19 protein-coding genes are annotated in these 18,411 nt (G+C 55.9%); 10 read left to right on the top strand and 9 right to left on the bottom strand.

Annotation, left to right across the window (positions count from 1 at the left end):
• Positions 1-100: 100 nt before the first annotated feature.
• From BOW52_RS08185 to BOW52_RS08165, 5 genes are all read right to left on the bottom strand, one after another.
• Positions 101-463, bottom strand: coding sequence for a YajD family HNH nuclease (locus BOW52_RS08185; protein ID WP_078483603.1), 363 nt, complete (start codon positions 461-463; stop codon positions 101-103).
• Between the two features lie 12 nt (positions 464-475).
• Entirely contained in the window at positions 476-1,045 is a 570-nt protein-coding gene (locus BOW52_RS08180) for a lipid-binding SYLF domain-containing protein (RefSeq protein ID WP_078483602.1), read from the bottom strand.
• An 88-nt stretch (positions 1,046-1,133) separates the two neighbouring features.
• Positions 1,134-1,898 carry a response regulator gene (locus BOW52_RS08175; protein ID WP_172840263.1) on the bottom strand — a complete coding sequence of 255 codons (765 nt, stop codon included), beginning with the start codon at positions 1,896-1,898 and terminating at the stop codon, positions 1,134-1,136.
• 130 nt (positions 1,899-2,028) lie between these two features.
• A complete protein-coding gene (locus BOW52_RS08170) occupies positions 2,029-2,922 on the bottom strand; it encodes a phosphoribosylaminoimidazolesuccinocarboxamide synthase (RefSeq protein ID WP_172840262.1) in 894 nt (297 codons plus the stop codon).
• 113 nt (positions 2,923-3,035) lie between these two features.
• Positions 3,036-3,545 (bottom strand): class I SAM-dependent methyltransferase, encoded by a 510-nt coding sequence (locus BOW52_RS08165; RefSeq protein WP_236725676.1) that lies wholly within the window; start codon positions 3,543-3,545, stop codon positions 3,036-3,038.
• 233 nt (positions 3,546-3,778) lie between these two features.
• On the opposite strand from BOW52_RS08165, the gene BOW52_RS08160 reads away from it, so the two are divergent.
• Entirely contained in the window at positions 3,779-6,034 is a 2,256-nt protein-coding gene (locus tag BOW52_RS08160) for a diguanylate cyclase domain-containing protein (RefSeq protein ID WP_078483599.1), read from the top strand.
• Positions 6,035-6,242: 208 nt separating this feature from the next.
• The gene (locus BOW52_RS08155; protein ID WP_078483598.1) at positions 6,243-6,659 is read left to right on the top strand and encodes a CZB domain-containing protein; all 417 of its coding nucleotides are present in this window, start codon (positions 6,243-6,245) and stop codon (positions 6,657-6,659) included.
• A gap of 29 nt (positions 6,660-6,688) precedes the next feature.
• On the opposite strand, the gene BOW52_RS08150 is transcribed toward BOW52_RS08155, so the two are convergent.
• The 4 genes from BOW52_RS08150 to BOW52_RS08135 all read right to left on the bottom strand — a co-directional run bounded on the left by BOW52_RS08150 (position 6,689) and on the right by BOW52_RS08135 (position 12,056).
• Positions 6,689-8,944, bottom strand: a complete 2,256-nt coding sequence (locus tag BOW52_RS08150; protein ID WP_078483597.1) for a nitric oxide reductase activation protein NorD — start codon at positions 8,942-8,944, stop codon at positions 6,689-6,691.
• A gap of 45 nt (positions 8,945-8,989) precedes the next feature.
• On the bottom strand, positions 8,990-9,802 hold the full coding sequence (locus BOW52_RS08145) for a CbbQ/NirQ/NorQ/GpvN family protein (protein ID WP_408021567.1): 813 nt from the start codon (positions 9,800-9,802) through the stop codon (positions 8,990-8,992).
• A 194-nt stretch (positions 9,803-9,996) separates the two neighbouring features.
• Positions 9,997-11,376 carry a ribulose-bisphosphate carboxylase gene (locus tag BOW52_RS08140; protein ID WP_078483596.1) on the bottom strand — a complete coding sequence of 460 codons (1,380 nt, stop codon included), beginning with the start codon at positions 11,374-11,376 and terminating at the stop codon, positions 9,997-9,999.
• 278 nt (positions 11,377-11,654) lie between these two features.
• Entirely contained in the window at positions 11,655-12,056 is a 402-nt protein-coding gene (locus tag BOW52_RS08135; RefSeq protein WP_078483595.1) for a hypothetical protein, read from the bottom strand.
• A 385-nt stretch (positions 12,057-12,441) separates the two neighbouring features.
• Between BOW52_RS08135 and BOW52_RS08130 the strand changes: the two genes are divergently transcribed.
• The 8 genes from BOW52_RS08130 to BOW52_RS08095 all read left to right on the top strand — a co-directional run bounded on the left by BOW52_RS08130 (position 12,442) and on the right by BOW52_RS08095 (position 18,375).
• Positions 12,442-12,750, top strand: a complete 309-nt coding sequence (locus tag BOW52_RS08130) for a c-type cytochrome (protein ID WP_078483594.1) — start codon at positions 12,442-12,444, stop codon at positions 12,748-12,750.
• A gap of 193 nt (positions 12,751-12,943) precedes the next feature.
• Positions 12,944-13,852 carry a LysR family transcriptional regulator gene (locus BOW52_RS08125; protein ID WP_078483593.1) on the top strand — a complete coding sequence of 303 codons (909 nt, stop codon included), beginning with the start codon at positions 12,944-12,946 and terminating at the stop codon, positions 13,850-13,852.
• A 136-nt stretch (positions 13,853-13,988) separates the two neighbouring features.
• Entirely contained in the window at positions 13,989-14,618 is a 630-nt protein-coding gene (locus BOW52_RS08120) for a Tll0287-like domain-containing protein (RefSeq protein ID WP_078483592.1), read from the top strand.
• Positions 14,619-14,883: 265 nt separating this feature from the next.
• Positions 14,884-15,270, top strand: coding sequence for a DUF302 domain-containing protein (locus BOW52_RS08115; protein WP_078483591.1), 387 nt, complete (start codon positions 14,884-14,886; stop codon positions 15,268-15,270).
• A 122-nt stretch (positions 15,271-15,392) separates the two neighbouring features.
• Positions 15,393-16,328, top strand: a complete 936-nt coding sequence (locus tag BOW52_RS08110; protein WP_078483590.1) for a TauD/TfdA family dioxygenase — start codon at positions 15,393-15,395, stop codon at positions 16,326-16,328.
• Between the two features lie 68 nt (positions 16,329-16,396).
• The gene (locus tag BOW52_RS08105) at positions 16,397-16,831 is read left to right on the top strand and encodes a hemerythrin domain-containing protein (RefSeq protein WP_078483589.1); all 435 of its coding nucleotides are present in this window, start codon (positions 16,397-16,399) and stop codon (positions 16,829-16,831) included.
• A gap of 9 nt (positions 16,832-16,840) precedes the next feature.
• A complete protein-coding gene (locus tag BOW52_RS08100; RefSeq protein WP_078483588.1) occupies positions 16,841-17,113 on the top strand; it encodes a DUF2249 domain-containing protein in 273 nt (90 codons plus the stop codon).
• Complete coding sequence (locus BOW52_RS08095) at positions 17,110-18,375, top strand: hypothetical protein (RefSeq protein WP_078483587.1); 1,266 nt, start codon at positions 17,110-17,112, stop codon at positions 18,373-18,375. The genes BOW52_RS08100 and BOW52_RS08095 overlap by 4 nt, the downstream gene beginning before the upstream one ends.
• Positions 18,376-18,411: the final 36 nt, after the last annotated feature.

Below are 18,411 nucleotides of genomic sequence, written 5' to 3'. Positions count from 1 at the left end.
CGGGGCGCCGTAGGCATAAACGGTCGCGTTAAGTATTTGCCGCTTGCTTGGGCTTGGATGCCCAAAACATGCTTCCGCAAAAATAGCGACTCCCCGGTTGCTACTCCTTCTTGAGTAGCGATTTCAGATCGGCGAAGGGGTTGTGGGTGGCGGCATCACTGTTGCCATCACTGTCACCGCTGGCACCTGCATCGTGATCGAGATAGCGCTGGTGTTCATTGTCGTGACAGTAGAGGCAGAGTAGCTCCCAGTTGCTGCCATCGTTCGGATTGTTGTCGTGGTTGTGATCGCGGTGATGAACTGTCAGCTCGGAGAGGTTCTCGCGGGTAAACTCACGGCTGCAACGACCACAGATCCAGGGGTAGAGCTTTAACGACCGTTCCCGATAGTCACGCTCACGCGCCTCACTGTTGCGCCGTGCCTCGGCGACAATCGCGTCTAGTTTGTTCTCGCCTGATGTCATCTCTAAATCCTGTTACTTATCGAGTTTGGTGAACTTGGAGCCCTCGATGGTCAGGTTGTACATCAGCCCCTTATTGCTGAAGACAAAGCCGACAATCGAATCTTTGATATCGACTGAGTTGATATCCTCTGCCGCACCCCACTCAATCAGCGCTACTGAGCCGTCGACACCCGCTTTCCAACCATCGCTACTCTGGAAATCACTTAGCGCCTTGTCGGTGAGAAAAACAATGACGACAGTCTTCTGTTGAGCACCAAACTGAAAGCCGATTGAAGCCGCTGCAGTGTTGTAATAGGCCTTGGATTTTCCGCCGATGCGTAGTGCACCTTCACCATATTCGCCACCGATACCAAGACCCGCCTTGATCACGCTGGGGAAGACCAGCACGCCCTTGGCACGCTTGAGGAATTCACCGCCACCAATCACCTCTTTTTCGAAACGTTTCAGTGCTGCATCGACCTCAATGTCGATCTCAGTAGCGGAGCTGGCGAGTGCAGGCTGTACCGCAACAAAACTGATGCTGAGGAGGATTGAGAGCAGCCATCTGCTAAAGACTGTGGTGATTGATACGTCTCTGTTCATTGTTCTATTCCCTATGTTGTGTGGTATGGCCTAATACTAGATCTTCTACCGAGTATGACAATCGTATGCTACAGCGGTTCGATGCCCGCTACTGCCAGCGACTGTCGAACTCATCCATCAGTTGTGCGAGTTTCTGCGAGGTCTCATCAGTCAGCTCGGTAAAGACAAACTGAAACAGCACGGTGCTAACCGGTGGAGGTGAATTGGGATCACTCTCAATACGGTGTAGCTGGCAATTGAACTCAAAGTGGTAACCCTCGATATCCATCCTGGCGCGATAGGTCTCAAAGATCTGCAGCTCACGGGTCAGCTCAATCGCGGCGCGGGTCAGGCAGCAGTGCAGTGAGATATCGACCAGTTTGACGGTGGCTGACTCGCCGCTGCCGGTATCAATGTTCAGATCGTAGGCGACATCGGGGTGGAGGCGGCGCATCAGCCGACGCTCCTGCATTGAGGTGATGCGGTGAATACGGGTGACCAGTGCCTGCTCAAGAAATGGCTTGCCGATGTGGGTCGAGGCGCCATGTCGCATGGCGTTACCGATCACGGCATCGGAGTCGTTCTCTGCCATGATGACCAGTGGTGTGTGGTGGTTCTCACGGTCGGCACGTACGGGATCGATAAACTTCGATCCACTCAGCTCCCAGTCGGCAAAGATGAAGCCGAGATGTTTGTCGGAGTCGATCACCGCCATCGCATCCTTGCTGTTGTCACAGTGGATGATCTCCTTGATGTGGAACTCCTTGTTGAGGATGGTGGTGATGTGGTCGAGATACTCCTTGTTATCGACAACTAAAACGTTGATTTCTGGGGGGCATGAGTGGATACCAATGCAATTGAATAAAGTACCCAATGGTAGGTGATAGCGGGGTGTTGATCCAGCGATGTTTGGTCCGATCGTGGAGCAGGACTTACTGGCTGGAGAGGGGGTAGGTGTGAAGCGCAGACGTCCCTGTCGGCTTCGAAATGTTGCTTGGTTGGTGTTACTTGGTGATGCGCTCCTGCGCCTCACGATACTTATCAGCGGTACGCTGAAGAACCTCGTTGGGCAGGCTCGGACCGGGTGCTGTTTTATCCCAGTCGAGGGTCTCAAGATAGTCGCGTACATACTGCTTGTCGAAGCTCTCTGGGCTGCTGCCGGGCTGGTAGCTATCGGCGGGCCAGAAGCGTGACGAGTCGGGAGTGAGCGCCTCGTCGATCAGGGTCAGAGTACCGTCGCCATCGAGACCAAACTCGAACTTGGTGTCGGCAATGATGATGCCGCGCTCACGCGCAAACTTGGCTGCCTCGGTATAGAGCTTGAGGCTGACATCGCGTACCTGCTCGGCCATCTCGCGACCGAGCAGATCAACGGTAGAGTCGAAGTCGATATTCTCATCGTGATCGCCCACATCGGCCTTGGTGGATGGGGTGTAGATCACCTCGGGAAGCTGATCGGCCATCTGCAGTCCCTCGGGGAGCTGGATGCCGCAGACACCACCGCTGCGCTGGTAGTCCTTCCAGCCGGAGCCGATCAGGTAACCGCGTACGATTGCTTCAACTGGCAGCGCCTTGAGGCGTTTAACCACGATCGCACGGCCCACGACGGGTGCACGCTCGGCCGCATCAGGCAACGCCTGTTCCAGAGTCATATCGGAGAGCTGGTTGGGAATGGTGTCGGCCATGCGCTCAAACCAGAAGTTGGAGACGGCGTTCAATACGACGCCCTTACCTGGGATTGGGTCGGGGAGGATGACGTCGAAAGCGGAGAGGCGATCGGTGGTGACGATCAGCATGTGAGCGTCATCTATGGCGTAGATGTCACGTACCTTGCCGCGGTGGATCAGCTCAAGGCTGTTGATCTCTGACTCGAAGAGGGTCTCTGGTATCTGGCTCATGGTTCTAAAGCTCTGTTGTCTGGTTAATTTAGGACTGCATAGGATACCTTTTACGGTGGTAGAGGGGTATCTCGTACGCATTACATTTAATTATGGTCTGCGCCGTGGATTTGTTATGGCTTGCGTTGTAGCAGCAGGGTGAAATCGTTATCGAGATAGCCACGAATCTGGGTGGTCTCTGGGGTGAGGTCCCGGCACCAGGTGGCCATCTGTTCGGGATCGAAGCTTTGCAGGTCGGGTCGGCTACCGGTCTGGAGGTGGGTGGCGTCGAGCAGGTTGAGCGCGATGCCGCGGCGGCTAGCATCGAACATGCGTGTGATGGTCTGCCGGGCGTAGCTCCCATCATCACCGAGCATCTCGTTGAGTGAGCCCGAGAGGAGGGCGTAGTCGAACTGGCCAGAGTGTGGATCGAGATCGAACAGATCTCCCTCGAAGAAGTTGGCCTCACGATGACGTTCGCGAGCGGTTTCGAGCAGGTCGGGAGAGAGATCGAGACCTTGGTAGTCGCCGTACTGAATTCCACGTTCATCCAGAAACTCCAGCAGGTCGCCAAATCCACAGCCTACATCGAGCAGGCGACTGCCCGGCTTGATGCCGATCTTGCAGAGCTGCTCGAAGCGCAACCACTGGATATCACGGCTGCTCCAGTAGAGAGCATGGGGGTGGTAGCCGTGGCGTAGTTTCGCATCGCGGTGACGTGAGACGATGCGCTGACGTTTTTTTCATCAAGTCTCATTCTAAATTTGGCAAGATCAATTGTTACTCGCTATATATAGGTTGGATGTGTTATCGATTCTGTCTATTCTTTAGGGTATGTGCCAGGGAACGGTGATTAAATAATCCTGGATCACACTCAATGTTCAATAATATAAAACTAAAAACTGTCAGCTGGCTTTTTGCCGTACTGATCGCCACGCTCTGCGGCGTGCTCGCCCTGACGAATGTCTACCTGAATCGTAATATTACGCTGATCGATACTACCTGGCAGCACTATCAGACCGACCGCTCGGAGAAGGCGCGACTGGAGAGTTCGTTGCGTGCTGCGATCGGTTACGGCGGCATGATTCACAACTTCAAGAACTATGTGCTGCGACACGATCACCACTACCGCGAAGAGGTGCATACCGATATTGGTGCGGTGCGGGCAATACTCAAACAGTTCTCAGCGCTCACGAGCTCCACCGCCGAGGAGGTTGCGCTGGAGGATATCAGGAACGTTGTTGCTCAATACGATGAGCAGTTGCACATGGCAGCCGCAATGATTGACAACGAACGCACCACCGGTGAGATCGACCGTGCCGTGCGCATCAATGATCAGCCGGCGCTACGTGGTATGCAGACGCTGGGGCAGGTGCTTAAAACGAACGATATGGCCGATGCCTTGCTCAGCAAGGGGCGCATCGTGGCAGATATTCGTGCTGCGATTGGCTACGGCGGTTTCATCCACTACTACAAGAACTACCTGTTGCGCAGTGAGGCGGAGCTGCTCAACCAGGCGCGTCGTCATCTGCAGATGGCACTGCAGTCGATTGAGCGGTATCGCCAGCAGCCAACCAACCGTGCTGAGGAGGTTGCCCTGCAGGATATTACGGCGATGCTGACGGAGTACAGCGGCCAGCTTCAGCACATCAGTAAGCTTTTTATCGAAGACGTTGATGTCGACGAGATCGATCGGCGAGTCAAGATTGATGATAAGCCTGCACTCCGCGGATTGCAGGCGCTGGATCGAGAGATCTCGCTGCAGGTTGAACGCAGCTCCAGCAGAGTCAGTGAGGCACTCTTGGTCGTGACGAGAACCCTCTCAGTCGGTACCTGGGGCGTCATAATCTCGATGTTGTTGGTGGCGCTGTTTGCCTTCTGGCTGATGCAGGCGCGGGTTATCGGACCGCTGCTCAGGCTAACCCGAAGTATGACGCAGCTGGCCAAGAACGATCTCGATATCGAGATCGCACTTCACTACCGGGATAACGAGCTGGGTGAGATGGCGCAGGCGGTGCGGGTCTTCAAGCGCAACATGGTTGAGCGAAAACAGGCCGAGGATGAGTTGGAGGCTGCCAATCAGGAGATGAATGCGCAGCTGGAGAATATCCATCGACTGCGCGAAAAGTCCGAGGATCAGACTACCAAAGCGCTCGCACTGGCTGAGGGGCTGGCGGCAGCACGTGAGACGGCGGAGCAGGCGGTGGCGCGTGCCGAGAAAGATGAACAGCAGGTGTCGGCGATCCTTAACTCGGTGCGTGATGCGATCATCACCAGTAGTGCCGAAGGGATAATCGAGACCTTCAACCCCGGTGCCGAGGATATCTTCGGTTACAAGGCACATGAGGTGATCGGCAAGAGCGTCTCGCTACTGATGCCGGAGGAGATGCGAGAGACGCATGCCGGTTATATGAATCGTTTCGCTGAGGGGTATGCGACGCGTGACGTGAACACAACGGTTGAACAGACCGCGCAACGTCGCAATGGTGAAACCTTCGCCGCTGAGATTACGCTCAGCAGCATGCGGATGGGCAAGGCGTTGAAGGTTATGGCGGTTATGCGCGATATCACCGAGCGCAAGCGGGCGGAGGAGGAGATCAAGCGCATGGCGATGAGCGATCCGCTCACCGGGCTGGCCAATCGCAACCGTTTCAATAGCCGGCTCATGGAGTCGATCGCACTGGCCAACCGCTATAAGCAGGATATGGTGCTGATGCTGATCGATCTCGACCGCTTCAAACCGGTCAACGACACCTATGGCCATCCAGTCGGGGATGCATTGTTGCAGCAGGTAGCCCAGATCATGCTCGACTGCTTTCGTGAGGTTGATACCGTGGCGCGTCTCGGTGGTGACGAATTTGCCGTCATACTCAACGGGGAGGAGATCACCGAGGAGCTGCAAGTCCCGGCGCAGCGCCTGATCGAGCAGATCTCACAGCCGCAGGTGATTGAGGGGCACACCATTAATATCGGCGCGAGTATCGGGATCAGCTGTTATCCCAGCTGCAGCACCGATATCGAGGAGCTGCAGCGGCAGGCCGATGAGGCGCTCTATCAGGCGAAAAATGGTGGGCGCAACACCTTCAAACTCTACTGCGAAACCTCGTCCCCTGCGGTTTCGACCGAGTCGTGACCAGGGTGAAGAGTCGAGTGTGATATGTCCGCTTTGTCGCATGAGCTAACGCACCGTCCCTTCATGTCTATCCCTTGAGAGTGCCAGTGGGTTGTGGCGTGATCTCTCGCATCTATATCCTTACAATTAGTGGATGTATTGGCATCTGTGGGCTAGGATGCCTCAGTAGTGCTCATAACTGGTTGCTGATTGAGGCAGGGGAGGGGGTATGTTGAATAGAGGGCGTGGCGCGGGCGAGGGTGTCGCCTGTGGTGAGAGTGAACAGCTCAACTTTCTCGAAGCAATTGAGGCGCATGTGCGCTGGAAGATCCGACTCGAGGCCTATATAGCTGGTACCAGCGAGGAACAGCTCAATGCCGAAGTGATCTGTAAGGATGATCAGTGTGTGCTGGGTAAGTGGATCTACGGGCCCGGTGGCGTTAAATACGGTGAGCTGCATAAGTTTGTCGATCTGAAAGATACCCACACCCATTTCCATACGAGCGCCGGCAACGTCGTACGGCTGGTCGATGGTGGAGATGTAGATGGTGCCAGAGAGCTGCTCTGCAAGGGTGAGTACGCCAAGCTTTCACACCGCATCAAGGCGAAGCTGGCGCGCCTATCACTGCAGCTCGACGAAGACTAACCACGCAGCCCCCGGAGGGCTGAGGGTCGTTATTTGGTCAGCGACATGAAGAGCTTCGGCAGCTTCTCGGGCAGGCGCTCAACCTTGTCGATAACGGTGTACTGCTTACCGAAGATATCCTGCACATACTCATCTGCATGCGGGTCGAGGTTGATGCAGTAGGTGTAGATACCGTCCTGATCGAGCTCACTGACCGCCTTGGCGGCATCATGAATCAGCAGCTGTGGATCGCTGACATCGATATCTGAGGGCTCGCCATCGGTCAGTACCAACAGCAGCTTTTTGTCCGCCTGTCGTGCGCCGAGATAGTGGGCGGCGTGGCGCAGTGCTCCACCCATACGGGTTGAGTAGCCCGCCTCCATCGCCGCCAGACGTGCCTTGACCCCATCGTCCCAGTGTTCGGAAAAGCCCTTGATATGCTGGTAGTGGACCTCGTGGCGCGAGTTGGAGGAGAAACCGGCGATGGCGAAGTCATCACCCAATCCCTCAATCGCCATGCCGAGCAGCGAAACCGCCTCCTGGCTCAATTCTAGAATGCTCTGCTCACACCCATCAGGGATATCGGCCAGTGAAGCGGAGAGGTCGAGCAGCAGCAGTACAGCGATATCACGACCATCATGTTTGTGGCTCATGTTGATGCGTGGGTCGGGCTGTGTACCCGCCTTGAAGTCGATCAGTGAGCGGATCGCGACATCGAGGTCGAGTTCGCTGCCCTCTTCCTGATAGCGGATGCGCACCATCTGTTGTGGCTTGAGCAGATCGAGAATGCGTTTGAGCTGCTTGGCCAGGGCATCGTGCTTGGCCAGCAGGCGGTCGATCTTGCCCGAGTCGCCAGCGGGGTGCAGCGTCTCGTAGAGACTGACCCAGTCGGGGCGGTAGGTCTTGGTGTTGTAGTCCCACTCTTTATAGTGGCGTGGAGGCAGCCCCTCCTGCTCCTCATCGGAGACCTGACGCTTCGCCGCATCCTCAAACATCTCCTCGTCATCGCTCTCCTCGATAAAGCGCCACATGTGGCGGTTATCGTCGCGATAGTCGACCTCGGTATCTTTGAAATGGATATTGGGGAGCTGGTCCTCCTGACGGCGAGTACGGGCGATAAAAGAGATCGCAATACTCGATACCGACCTGGTGGAGTGTTCGCCGCTGGCCATCATCTCGTTAAAGCGAGCGAGGAACTCCAGCAGGTCTGAATTCTCATAGCCGTGATCCGGATCAAGCGCGGCATAGGAGAGCATCGCCAGACGGTGACGGATGCAAGACTCCTTCTCGTTATTGCAGGCGTGCTCTTCAGGGCGCGGATGCAGTGCCAGCAAAATCGGCTTGAGGCCAGGGTATTGTTGCATCATCAGGCGGTCGATACGGGCATCTTCCAGATGCTCAATCGCTTCGCGCTGGAAGGGGCTGAAATTGTCGGCGACGATGGCCTCGGTCCACTTGCGGTGACCGGCGATATGGGCCAACAAAATACGGTAACGGTCGATGGCTCTTACGCCATTGCGATCATCGTAGACATCGGGCACACGAATGCCGTAACCATCATAGTAGGGACGCGGCTTGCGCAGCTCATCGAAGGCCGAGGAGTAGGGCACCAGCTGATCCGAGTCATCCCACAGGCAACGCAGGTAGAGGTCCAAACTACGCTCACTGTCCATGAACAGGGTGCCGTGACGCTCACGCTGCATCACCGCCTTGGAGTCGGCCGACTGCAGGGTGAAGTAGTCCTTCTGGCGCTCCGGGTGCTGGCTGTAGTTGCGAATGCCATACTCCACCCAGTTGCGAACCCCCTCACAGCTCAGGGCATTGAACAGGGTCGGTACCTGATTAAGGAAATCTGGCAGCCCAGGGCTGGGGATAGTGGCGTGGTGACCATGAATGGAACCCGTGGTGCGCTCCATAAAGTCGAAAATCAGATCGATATAGCCCTGTAACAGCTCCAGGCTTCCTAGGCGGCGAGCCGCCTCACCCAGAGTCTGCAGGAATGGGGGAATCGAGGCGCCGTTAGGGGTGCGAGACATCTTCCACACCGTCTGTGAGATGAGGCTCAGTGACTCCTCCCCCAGGCGCTGGGCAATCTCTGGCATCTCCTCCAGATAACTGAGCACCGGACCGGCACCACGGCCAATCATGCAGATCAGCGAGGCACCATCGAGGTAGTCTTTAATCCCCTGGGGCGAGAGCAGCGCCTCGGCCTCCTCCATACAGGGGGAGAAGAACTCGTCGAGATCTTTGAAGCCGCAGTTGAGCTGCTCGCGGTAGGCGTGTAGCGCCTCTTCGTTGAGACTCACATCATCACCTTAAATATATGCTGCGCGATCACCGCCGAAGCGGGATCAGGCAAAGATGGCGTCGATAGCGTGGTCGAGGGTGCCGCGAATATCGGCATCATCGGTAATCGGGCGAACCAGTGCCATGCGGCACGCCTTGTTCGGCGCGATGCCCTTGTTCATCAAATTGGCCGCGTAGACCAGCAGGCGGGTAGAGATACCCTCGTCGAGGCCGTGACCCTTCAGGTTACGGGCGGTCTCACCAATCTTCACCAGCTTCATAGCGGTCTCAGTATCGATACCCGCCTCCTTGGCGACGATATCGGCCTCAACCTGCGAAGGCGCATAGTCGAAGTCGAGACCAACAAAACGCTGCTTGGTCGACTGCTTCAGATCCTTCATCAGGCTCTGATAACCGGGGTTGTAGGAGATAACCAGCTGGAAATGATCATGTGCAGTGACCTGTTCACCCTTCTTGTCGAGCGGCAGGGTGCGGCGGTGGTCGGTCAACGGATGGATCACCACGGTGGTGTCCTGACGCGCCTCAACTACCTCATCGAGATAACAGATCGCACCGATACGGGCAGCGATGGTCAGCGGGCCGTCGAGCCAGCGGGTGCCGCCAGCATCAAGCAGATATCGACCAACCAGATCAGAAGCGGTCATATCCTCATTACAAGCCACGGTGATCAGTGGTTTGCCGAGCTTCCACGCCATGTGCTCGATAAAGCGAGACTTACCACAACCGGTCGGACCCTTAACCATCATCGGCAGGCGTGACTCATAGGCTGCCTGATAGAGCTCAACCTCATCCTCCTGCGCCTGGTAAAAGGGCTCTTCGGTAATCTTGTACTGCTCGATATCGATCTCGCTCATCATCCGCTCCAGACAGATCTAATACTTGAATAGCCGACAAGTATACTGAGGGCATGTATAAATAGAAGTCATAATTACTGATTAGTCGGATAAGTAAAGAGTTATGGTTGATGTGATTTGAAGCTGAAATATAGCGAACAACAAAAAAGCCCCGCTTTCGCGGGGCTCCTTTTGTACTGCTTGATGCTGTGGTGTGCTTACTTATGCACGCCCAGCTTCTCGCGCCAGCCTGGGAAGATCTTGTCGGCATCGCCCGGGAATGACTCGAATGCGCGAGCGAACTCTTTGTGCTCTTTCGCGAACTCGATGGGGTCTGCACCCTGCTTCCAGCACTCGTATGACTGACGGAGTGAGGTTGCACCAGCGGCTGGTGAATCGATGTGACCGTATGAACCACCACCTGAGGTGTTGATGACGTTGCCGTGACCGAGGTTTTCGAAGAAACCTGGGAGACGCAGAGCGTTCATGCCACCGGAGATGATTGGGGTGGTGGGCTTCATGCCGTGCCACTCCTGGTGATAGAAAGGACCGTCAGCACTGTCACGCTCGATCATGTAAGCGATGTTGCGGTCGTCCGCGCCACCTTCCATCTTACCGAAGCCCATGGTGCCCACATGGATACCGGAAGCACCCTGCAGACGAGACATCTTGGCCAGAACGAAGGCGGTGTAGCCACGTACTGAAGAAGGTGAGGTTACTGCACCGTGACCGGCACGATGGTAGTGGAGGTACTGACCGGCGTAGTTACGACGAGCAGTGGTAACCATACCAGGACCGCCAACGTAGCCGTCTACCAGGAAGGCAACCTTGTCAGCATCGGGACCGAAGGTCTCGAGGATGAAGTCAGCACGGGCACACATCTCGTGGTGGTCATCAGCGGTGATGTTGGCAGAGAAGAGCTTGGCTTCGCCAGTCTCATCCTGTGCGCGCTTCATGGCGTCATATACGAGAGGGTAAACCTTCTTCGCAGGGCAGAAGACCTGGTTGCCCTGGGGCTCGTCATTCTTGATGAAGTCACCACCGAGCCAGAACTGGTAAGCCGCTTCAGCGAAGGGCTCCGGACGCAGACCAAGCTTAGGCTTGATGATGGTACCGGCGATGTAACCACCTTCGTTGACATCACGGCCGAGGATGCGCCACATGTCGCTGATGTCCTTGGAAGGACCGTCGAACAGCTGCAGCATGCGTGGTGGAACGTAGAAGTCCTGCATCTGTGCGCACTTAACATCACCCATGCCCTGGTTGTTACCAATCGCGAGGGTCAGGAACGATACGATCATGGTACGGCCGTCGGTGATGTTGCGATCGAACAGGTCGTTAGGATAGGCAATCTTCATGATGCCCTTGGCTTCGTCGATGAAGTAAACCATCGCGTCTACACCCTTGGTGAAGTCGTCGGTGGTTGAAACCTCAACATTGGTACCGGTAGAAGACTCAGCTGCAAAGTGAGCAGCAACTTCCAGGTAGCCATAGCCTTCAGCAGGCGTCATGGTGTAAGCGACGAGAATGTGGCCGCCGCCAGCAATCAGTTCGTCTTCATTCAGAGAAAGGTCGGCGTATCGTGCAGATTGATCCATCTTGGTGTAACCCCCTAAATTGGTGGATGGTGTCTACTTCATCACAAGGTTCGGTTAATCCGTTGGTGGGTGGCTTCTTACAGGTTGCCGCCCAATCCCTTGCGAGCAGGACGGCTACTATAGACGGCTGAGTCCATAAGTAAAAACAATGATTTATTATGAATACCATAATTTATCAATTATGAATTGATTGGTTGTTGTATCTAATTGATAGTTAATAGAAAAGCGTGTTATATCCAGCTTGATAACGCCTTGTCATCGCAGAAATAGTGCTTGAATTAACTCGGAAACGGGATGATTTCACCCATTTTGAGGCCTGTTTGCTGTTCTGAGGGTCGTGTGATCAGTGCCTCATCGAGTGCATCGAGGCTTTTTCTCAGGATGATTCCAGCATAGGCATGGTAGTAGTCGACCTCACAACCGACGGGCTGGTTGATCCCGGTGCGTCTATTAAGGTTAAAGTTCCGCCAGGAGATGAGGGGGCGGTTGTTAATATGCCGGTCAACACAGATCCACTGCTCATCTTCGAGGATAAAGAGTAGTCCCGGCATGGTGGTGAGCTTGACCGATAGCGGGCTCTCCAGGCGTCTCAGTGCCAGCCGGGCACGATTATATTGATACGCTGGGAGTGAGATCCTGAGCGTTTTGACGGTTGGTAGCTGCGGTAGTTGATATTTCATCGCCTGCCCCGTTTCTATTATTGAGTCCCTTCGCTGTCTGTGTGAGCGATCAATGACGCCAGTGCTGCGTTCCATCCCAGATAAACCTTCAGTGCAGATAGGCGCCCTTAATCTATTTATATACCTAAAACCGAGTGATTGTGTCGGGATTCTGTGAAAAAGTGTGAACCTTTCTCTGCGGGTGATTACTAATGTTGGGCGCTATTTTTTCGGGGTGATCACCAATAGCAAGTAGGTTCAAAGGCTTGGCATACTATCGGCAGATGTGGATGAGGGTTGTAGACGGTGTGTAGGCCACTGGCCGGGCAATTTACTTTGCCGTGGCTCTTTGCCAAGATAGCCCACCGAAATTTAAGACTTTTTATTTTAGACGCGGAGAGAGATTATGAAAAAGGCAGTTGCTTTTGCGATCGCGGGTGCATTGATGGCGATGGGTAGTTCAGCGCAGGCTGAGCGTGACGGAAAGGGCGTTTACGATACCAAGTGCTTCGTATGCCACGCTGCAGGTGTTGCGGGTGCCCCCAAGTTTGCTGATAAGGCTGCATGGGCCCCTCGCATTGCAACCGGTATGGATGCGCTGAACGCGGTATCTAAGAACGGTAAGGGTGCGATGCCTCCTAAGGGTACCTGCATGGACTGCACCGACGGCGAGCTATCAGCTGCTGTTGCTTACATGGTCGACGCGGCTAAGTAAGTTTGATTTTATCGCCCCACCTTTATGGGGGGGCGATAAATCACATTAGAGTAAATGATAGGCGCAACAGGCGCTTTTTTTGTGTCTGCAGTTTTGTGTTGCTAGCGCTCTTGGGTTCTCCAGATCACCTAACTATAAGTAAATTTCTCGTTGATGCCTTGAAACGATAAGTTTCACCTTATAGTCTTCAGGTATGAATATCACCTTCCGACAGTTACGTGTTTTCGAGGCCGTGGCCCGTGAGCTGAGCTATACCCGCGCGGCTGAATCGCTGCACATGACCCAGCCCGCCGCATCGATGCAGGTCAAGCAGCTGGAGGGGCAGGTGGGTCTGCCGCTGTTCGAGCAGCTGGGTAAGAAGATCTATCTCACCGAGGCGGGGCAGGAGCTGCTGCAGTACAGCCACGCGATATTCAATCACCTTGAGGAGCTGGAGGATGTGCTGGAGGGAATGCGCGGCCTCAACCGCGGTCGGCTGCGCATTGCAGTGGCCAGTACCATCAACTACTTCGCTCCCCGCGTGCTGGCCGCCTTCAACCGGCTCTATCCTGATGTCAGCCTTAACCTGGAGGTGACCAACCGCGAAAAGCTGATGCGCATGCTCGATGCCAACGAGAAGGATCTGGTGTTGATGGGGCAGCCGCCCGAGAACCTCGATCTCGAATATGACCCCTTTATGGAGAATCCACTGGTGGTCATTGCACCTCCCAGCCATCCGCTCGCCAATGAGAAGCAGATTCCGATGCAGCGTCTGGAGGAGGAGACCTTCGTCATGCGAGAGAAGGGCTCGGGTACCCGTCTTGCGATGGAGCGTTTCTTTCAGGAGCACCAGATAGAGCTGCACCCCGGCCTGGAGATGACCCGTAATGAGGCGATTAAACAGGCGGTGCGATCTGGCATGGGATTGAGTGTGGTCTCCACCCGCAGTATTGAGCTGGAGCTAGAGACTAAAAGGCTGGTGGCGCTTGATGTGGAGGGTTTCCCGCTGATGCGCTACTGGTACATCGTGCACCGCAAGGGCAAACGGCTCACGCCAGCGGCACAGGCGTTTCGCGCCTTCCTGCTCGAAGAGGCGGACCACCTGGCCGACTCCAATGAGTAGTGTCATATCACAGAGTTGATATCGCGGGTGGTTGTTGTAGTCTTGGTGGCAGCTTCGTCTGCGGCAGTTTGAATCTGTTTGATCGGGCGAATGCATAACAAAAATAAGTAGTGCAACAAATTCACCAGGAGGAAGTATGAAAAAGATCCTTATCGCTGCAGCGGTCGCTGTAGCCTGTCAGAGTGGTATTGCCATGGCCGATGAGATCGGTGATCGCAGTGCCAAGAGCCGCACCGTTATCAAGAACATGGTCAAGAATATGAAGGGCATGCTGATGTCCGAAATCAAGAAGGGTGGCCCGGCTGGCGCAATTGATGTCTGCAGCAAAAAGGCACCGATGGCGATGGGCAAGGTGATGAAGAAGACTGGCTGGACCAAGGTTGGTCGTACCAGTCTGAAGATTCGTAATCCAGGCAATGCGCCGGATGCCTGGGAACTCGCCGTACTGAAGAGCTTCGAGTCACGTAAGGCGAAGGGCGAAGATATCACCAAGATGGAGTACGCCGAGATTGTGACCAGCGGTGTGAGCGATAGCTCTGGAAACGGTGTCCGTTCGACCTACGGTAGCGTCAGTGCCGCCGGTGGTAAGAAGGCGTTCCGCTACATGAAGGCGATCCCGACCGGCAAGCCCTGCATGAACTGTCACGCGACCAAGATCAAACCAGCCGTTGAGGCGAAGCTCAAAGAGCTCTACCCGACTGACAAGGCACGTGGCTTTAAGCCCGGCGATATTCGCGGTGCCTTTACCTTTATCCAACCGATGTAGCAGAACTGTCCGGGGCTTTCGCCCCGGGCAATTATTACCACTCTTCCCCTCTCTAGGTTTACGGCTGCAGATTTATTGTGGCTAAGTTCATTGTCTAAGTAGCCCCCTGTTCAGTGTCAGAATTATCGATCTGGCACCTCTATCTATATAATCAGCTGCTAATGGAGTCGTGATAGTATCGCGCTCATGTAGTTGCTGCCGTGCGGTTGTCTGATTTTCAGCGTAGTGCGCGGTTGAGTGGATCAACAGATTGGAGAGAGATGAGATGTACGGATTTAATGTAAAGGTAGCGGGTGAATTTGATGCAGTGGTTGAGCGAGTTACCGCTGCGCTGATGGAGGAGAAATTCGGTGTGCTGACCGAGATCGATGTGAAGGCGACGATGAAGAAGAAGCTCGATCTCGACAAACGTCCCTACAAGATCCTCGGTGCCTGCAACCCGGTATTGGCCAACCAGGCGATTGAGGCAGAGCCCGATATCGGTCTGCTGCTGCCATGTAATGTTGTGGTGCGTGAGGAGGAGGATGGTTCGATCACCGTCGCCTTTATGGATCCGGCCAGTGTGTTGAGTCTGGTTGATCGCCCCGAGGTTGGTGAGCTTGCGGCGCAGGTTCGTGAAAAACTGCAGCGTGTGAGCGCATCACTCGCCTGATGGGTGTGGTTGTGGTGTTCAGTTCCTGATAACGAACACCACGCCCATCACTGCAAGAGTCGGTGCCGCTATGCCCGTGTGCGTGGCAGAGTGCTGTAATCGAGCGAACAGGTAACCGATTCATGAGCCATTTACCCGAAATACCCTCCGATTCACCCTTCTCGCTCGCCAGCAGTGAGCACTACAACCGCTGGCGTGATGCGAAGCTGGAGAACTATCCCACTTCACTTGAGCAGCTAGTGGTGCAGGTGGCCAATCCGCGTGCACTGACCGATGCCGAGTATCAGGCGATGCTGGCCCGACTGCGTCAGACCAATATGGTGATCTACGACGGTGGCACCGGTGACGATCCCGATAAGGCGATTCCACGAGCCATCGGTGAGCGTTTCGGTTTGCGGCGCATGGATGCCAACTACCTCTCCGATGAGGATGGCATCACCTCGCTGACGGTCAATCCCGAGGGCGATCACCCCAGTTACATCCCCTATACCAACCGCGCCATCCGCTGGCACAGCGACGGTTATTACAATACCGAGGCGAAGCAGATCCGCAGCGTGATGCTGCACTGCGTTCACCCAGCGGCGCAGGGTGGGGAGAATCGCCTCATCGATCATGAGGTCGCCTATATACGGCTGCGCGATGAGAATCCCGACTATATCCACGCCCTGATGCTCGCCGATGCGATGACCATCCCGCCAGGTAAAGATGCCGAGGGTGGCAGTCGAGGTTCAGCGGTGGGCCCCGTCTTCAGTGTTGAGCCGCAGAGCGGCGCGCTGCATATGCGATACACCGCCCGCAAGCGCAATATCGGATGGAGTAAGGAGCCGCTGGTGCAACAGGCACGCGATCGACTTGAGCTACTGCTCGATAAAGAGGTGGAGGCGAGTTTTCAGGGGCGGTTGGAGTCGGGGATGGGGCTGGTCTGCAACAATGTGCTGCACGACCGAGCCGCCTTTGATGATATTCCAGGGGCCTCTCAGCGGCTGCTCTATCGTGCCCGCTACTTCGATCGAGTTGCCCATACCGGCATCAGCGATCTCGGCTTAAAAGGGCTTTGACCTGTATCATGGCTCGCCTCGGCAGCGCCGGGCAGTATGCTTTGGCACTGTATTAAGAGGTAAGTAGCATGAGTTCGATTTCAGATTATCTCGCCGATGACCATCAGCGTTGTGACCGTTTTTTCGCCGATGCCGAGGCGCAGGTGGCCGATGGTGCGTGGGATAAGGCGGCGGCCGGTTTTCAGACCTTTCATGCGGCGATTGAGCGCCACCTGAGCATGGAGGAGGAGCTGCTGTTCCCTACCTTCGAGCAGGCCACCGGCATGATGGGTGGACCGACCGATGTGATGCGCATGGAGCATGAGCAGATGCGCGCCCTGTTTGGCTCTATGGCGGGTGCCGTTGCGGCACACGATGGCGATAGCTATCTGGGCGATGCCGAGACGCTGCTGATTCTGATGCAGCAGCACAACGCCAAGGAGGAGCAGATCCTCTATCCGATGTTCGACCAGGTGCTCGGTGCGCAGAGCAGCGAACTGATCGATCAGCTGGAGCATCGCTGAGTTCCGCCTGTGGCCGAGCAACTTCTCGATGTCAGTGAGATGGAGCCGCCCGAGCCACTGGTGCTCACCCTGGCGGCGGCCGAGTCACTCGCCACGGGTGACTACCTGCATATGATCCACCGTCGTTTCCCCTGTCTGCTGTTCGATAACCTCGATCAACGCCGCTGCGGTTATCTAAAACGAGAGGCCGCCTCGGGACGCTTCGATGTCTATATCTGGTCGCTTGATGACCCCGACGCTGAGATGCAGGCGCGCCAGGCGGCGGAGCAGCTCTCCGCGTGAACTACACCGCCCTCTCGCTGGCGCAGACCCCACCGCTTTCGGTACCTCTGCGTTTCTTTATCACCGCACCGCTGTTTACCATCGCGGCGGGATTGATCGCGCTCTGGTTCGGTCCAGAGCTATTTGAGAGTCGCTGGTCCTATCCACTACTCGCCGCCACCCATGCCATCACGCTCGGTTTTCTCGGCTCGGTGATGATCGGAGCGCTGCAGCAGTTGCTGCCGGTGTTGGCCGGAACACCACTGCCCAAGCCGGTCTGGCTCAGCGCGACGATCCATCTGTTGCTTACGGTCGGTGTGCTACTGCTGATGGCGGGCTGGTTGCTGGCTGAGTTTGCGCTGTTTGAATTTGCCATCTGGTTGCTTGCGGCCGCGCTGTTACCACTAGTGCTGCTATTAATAGTGACCCTGTTTCGCTCCGAATCGAAACACCCCTCGATCCTGACTATGATCTTCGCCGTTATCGGTCTGGCCGTGACCGCCGTGTTGGGTCTCGATCTGCTGGCCGGTTACACCTGGTCTGAGTGGGTGCTCAATCGGGGGCTGACCGATATCCACCTCGGGTGGGGATTGGTTGGCTGGCTGGCGGTGCTGGTGGCCGGTGTCGCCTATCAGGTGGTGCCGATGTTTCAAATTACACCCGACTATCCGAAGCTGATGATGCGCGGCTACGCACCGATGCTGCTGGGCCTGCTGCTGCTCTGGACCCTGCTTCAGGCCGACTGGATCACCTGGCTGATTGCCCTGATGTTGGCGGTATTCGCCATCGTCACGCTCAGGCTGCAGCATCAGCGTCGCCGCCGTATCGCCGATGTCACGCTCGATTTCTGGCGCTTGGCGATGGGCAGTCTGCTGCTGGCGCTGCTGTTGTGGCTGTTGGCCCCCCATCTGCACCTCACCCCGATTGCGCCGGTGGTGGTGTTGATTGCCGGTTTTGCCGTCTCGGCAGTCAACGGCATGCTCTACAAGATCGTACCGTTTCTGATCTGGCTGCATCTCAATAACCGCGTGCAGGCGTTGGGCAGCTGGCAGGGAAAGATTCCCAACATGAAGCAGATCATCCCCGAGCGCCAGGCGCGCTGGCAGTTCAGGCTGCAGTTGGCGGCGTTGATCGTGCTGTTTGGCGCGCTGCTGGTGCCGGAGTGGCTGCTGCGTCCGGCGGCACTGCTCTGGATCGCCTCGGCGGCGTGGCTCGGCTGGAACCTGCTCGCGGCCCTCTACCTCTTTCGGCGGATTGTGAGCGATGCGCAAGATGTGGGGTAATGGGCTTGCAGTTGATTTAAATCAACATAACGAGGC

Origin of the sequence: Solemya pervernicosa gill symbiont, assembly GCF_002020875.1 — a bacterium.
In the GTDB taxonomy this organism is placed as follows: Bacteria; Pseudomonadota; Gammaproteobacteria.
The sequence above is the reverse complement of the archived record's forward strand: the minus strand, read 5'-3'. Positions and strand labels throughout refer to the sequence as shown.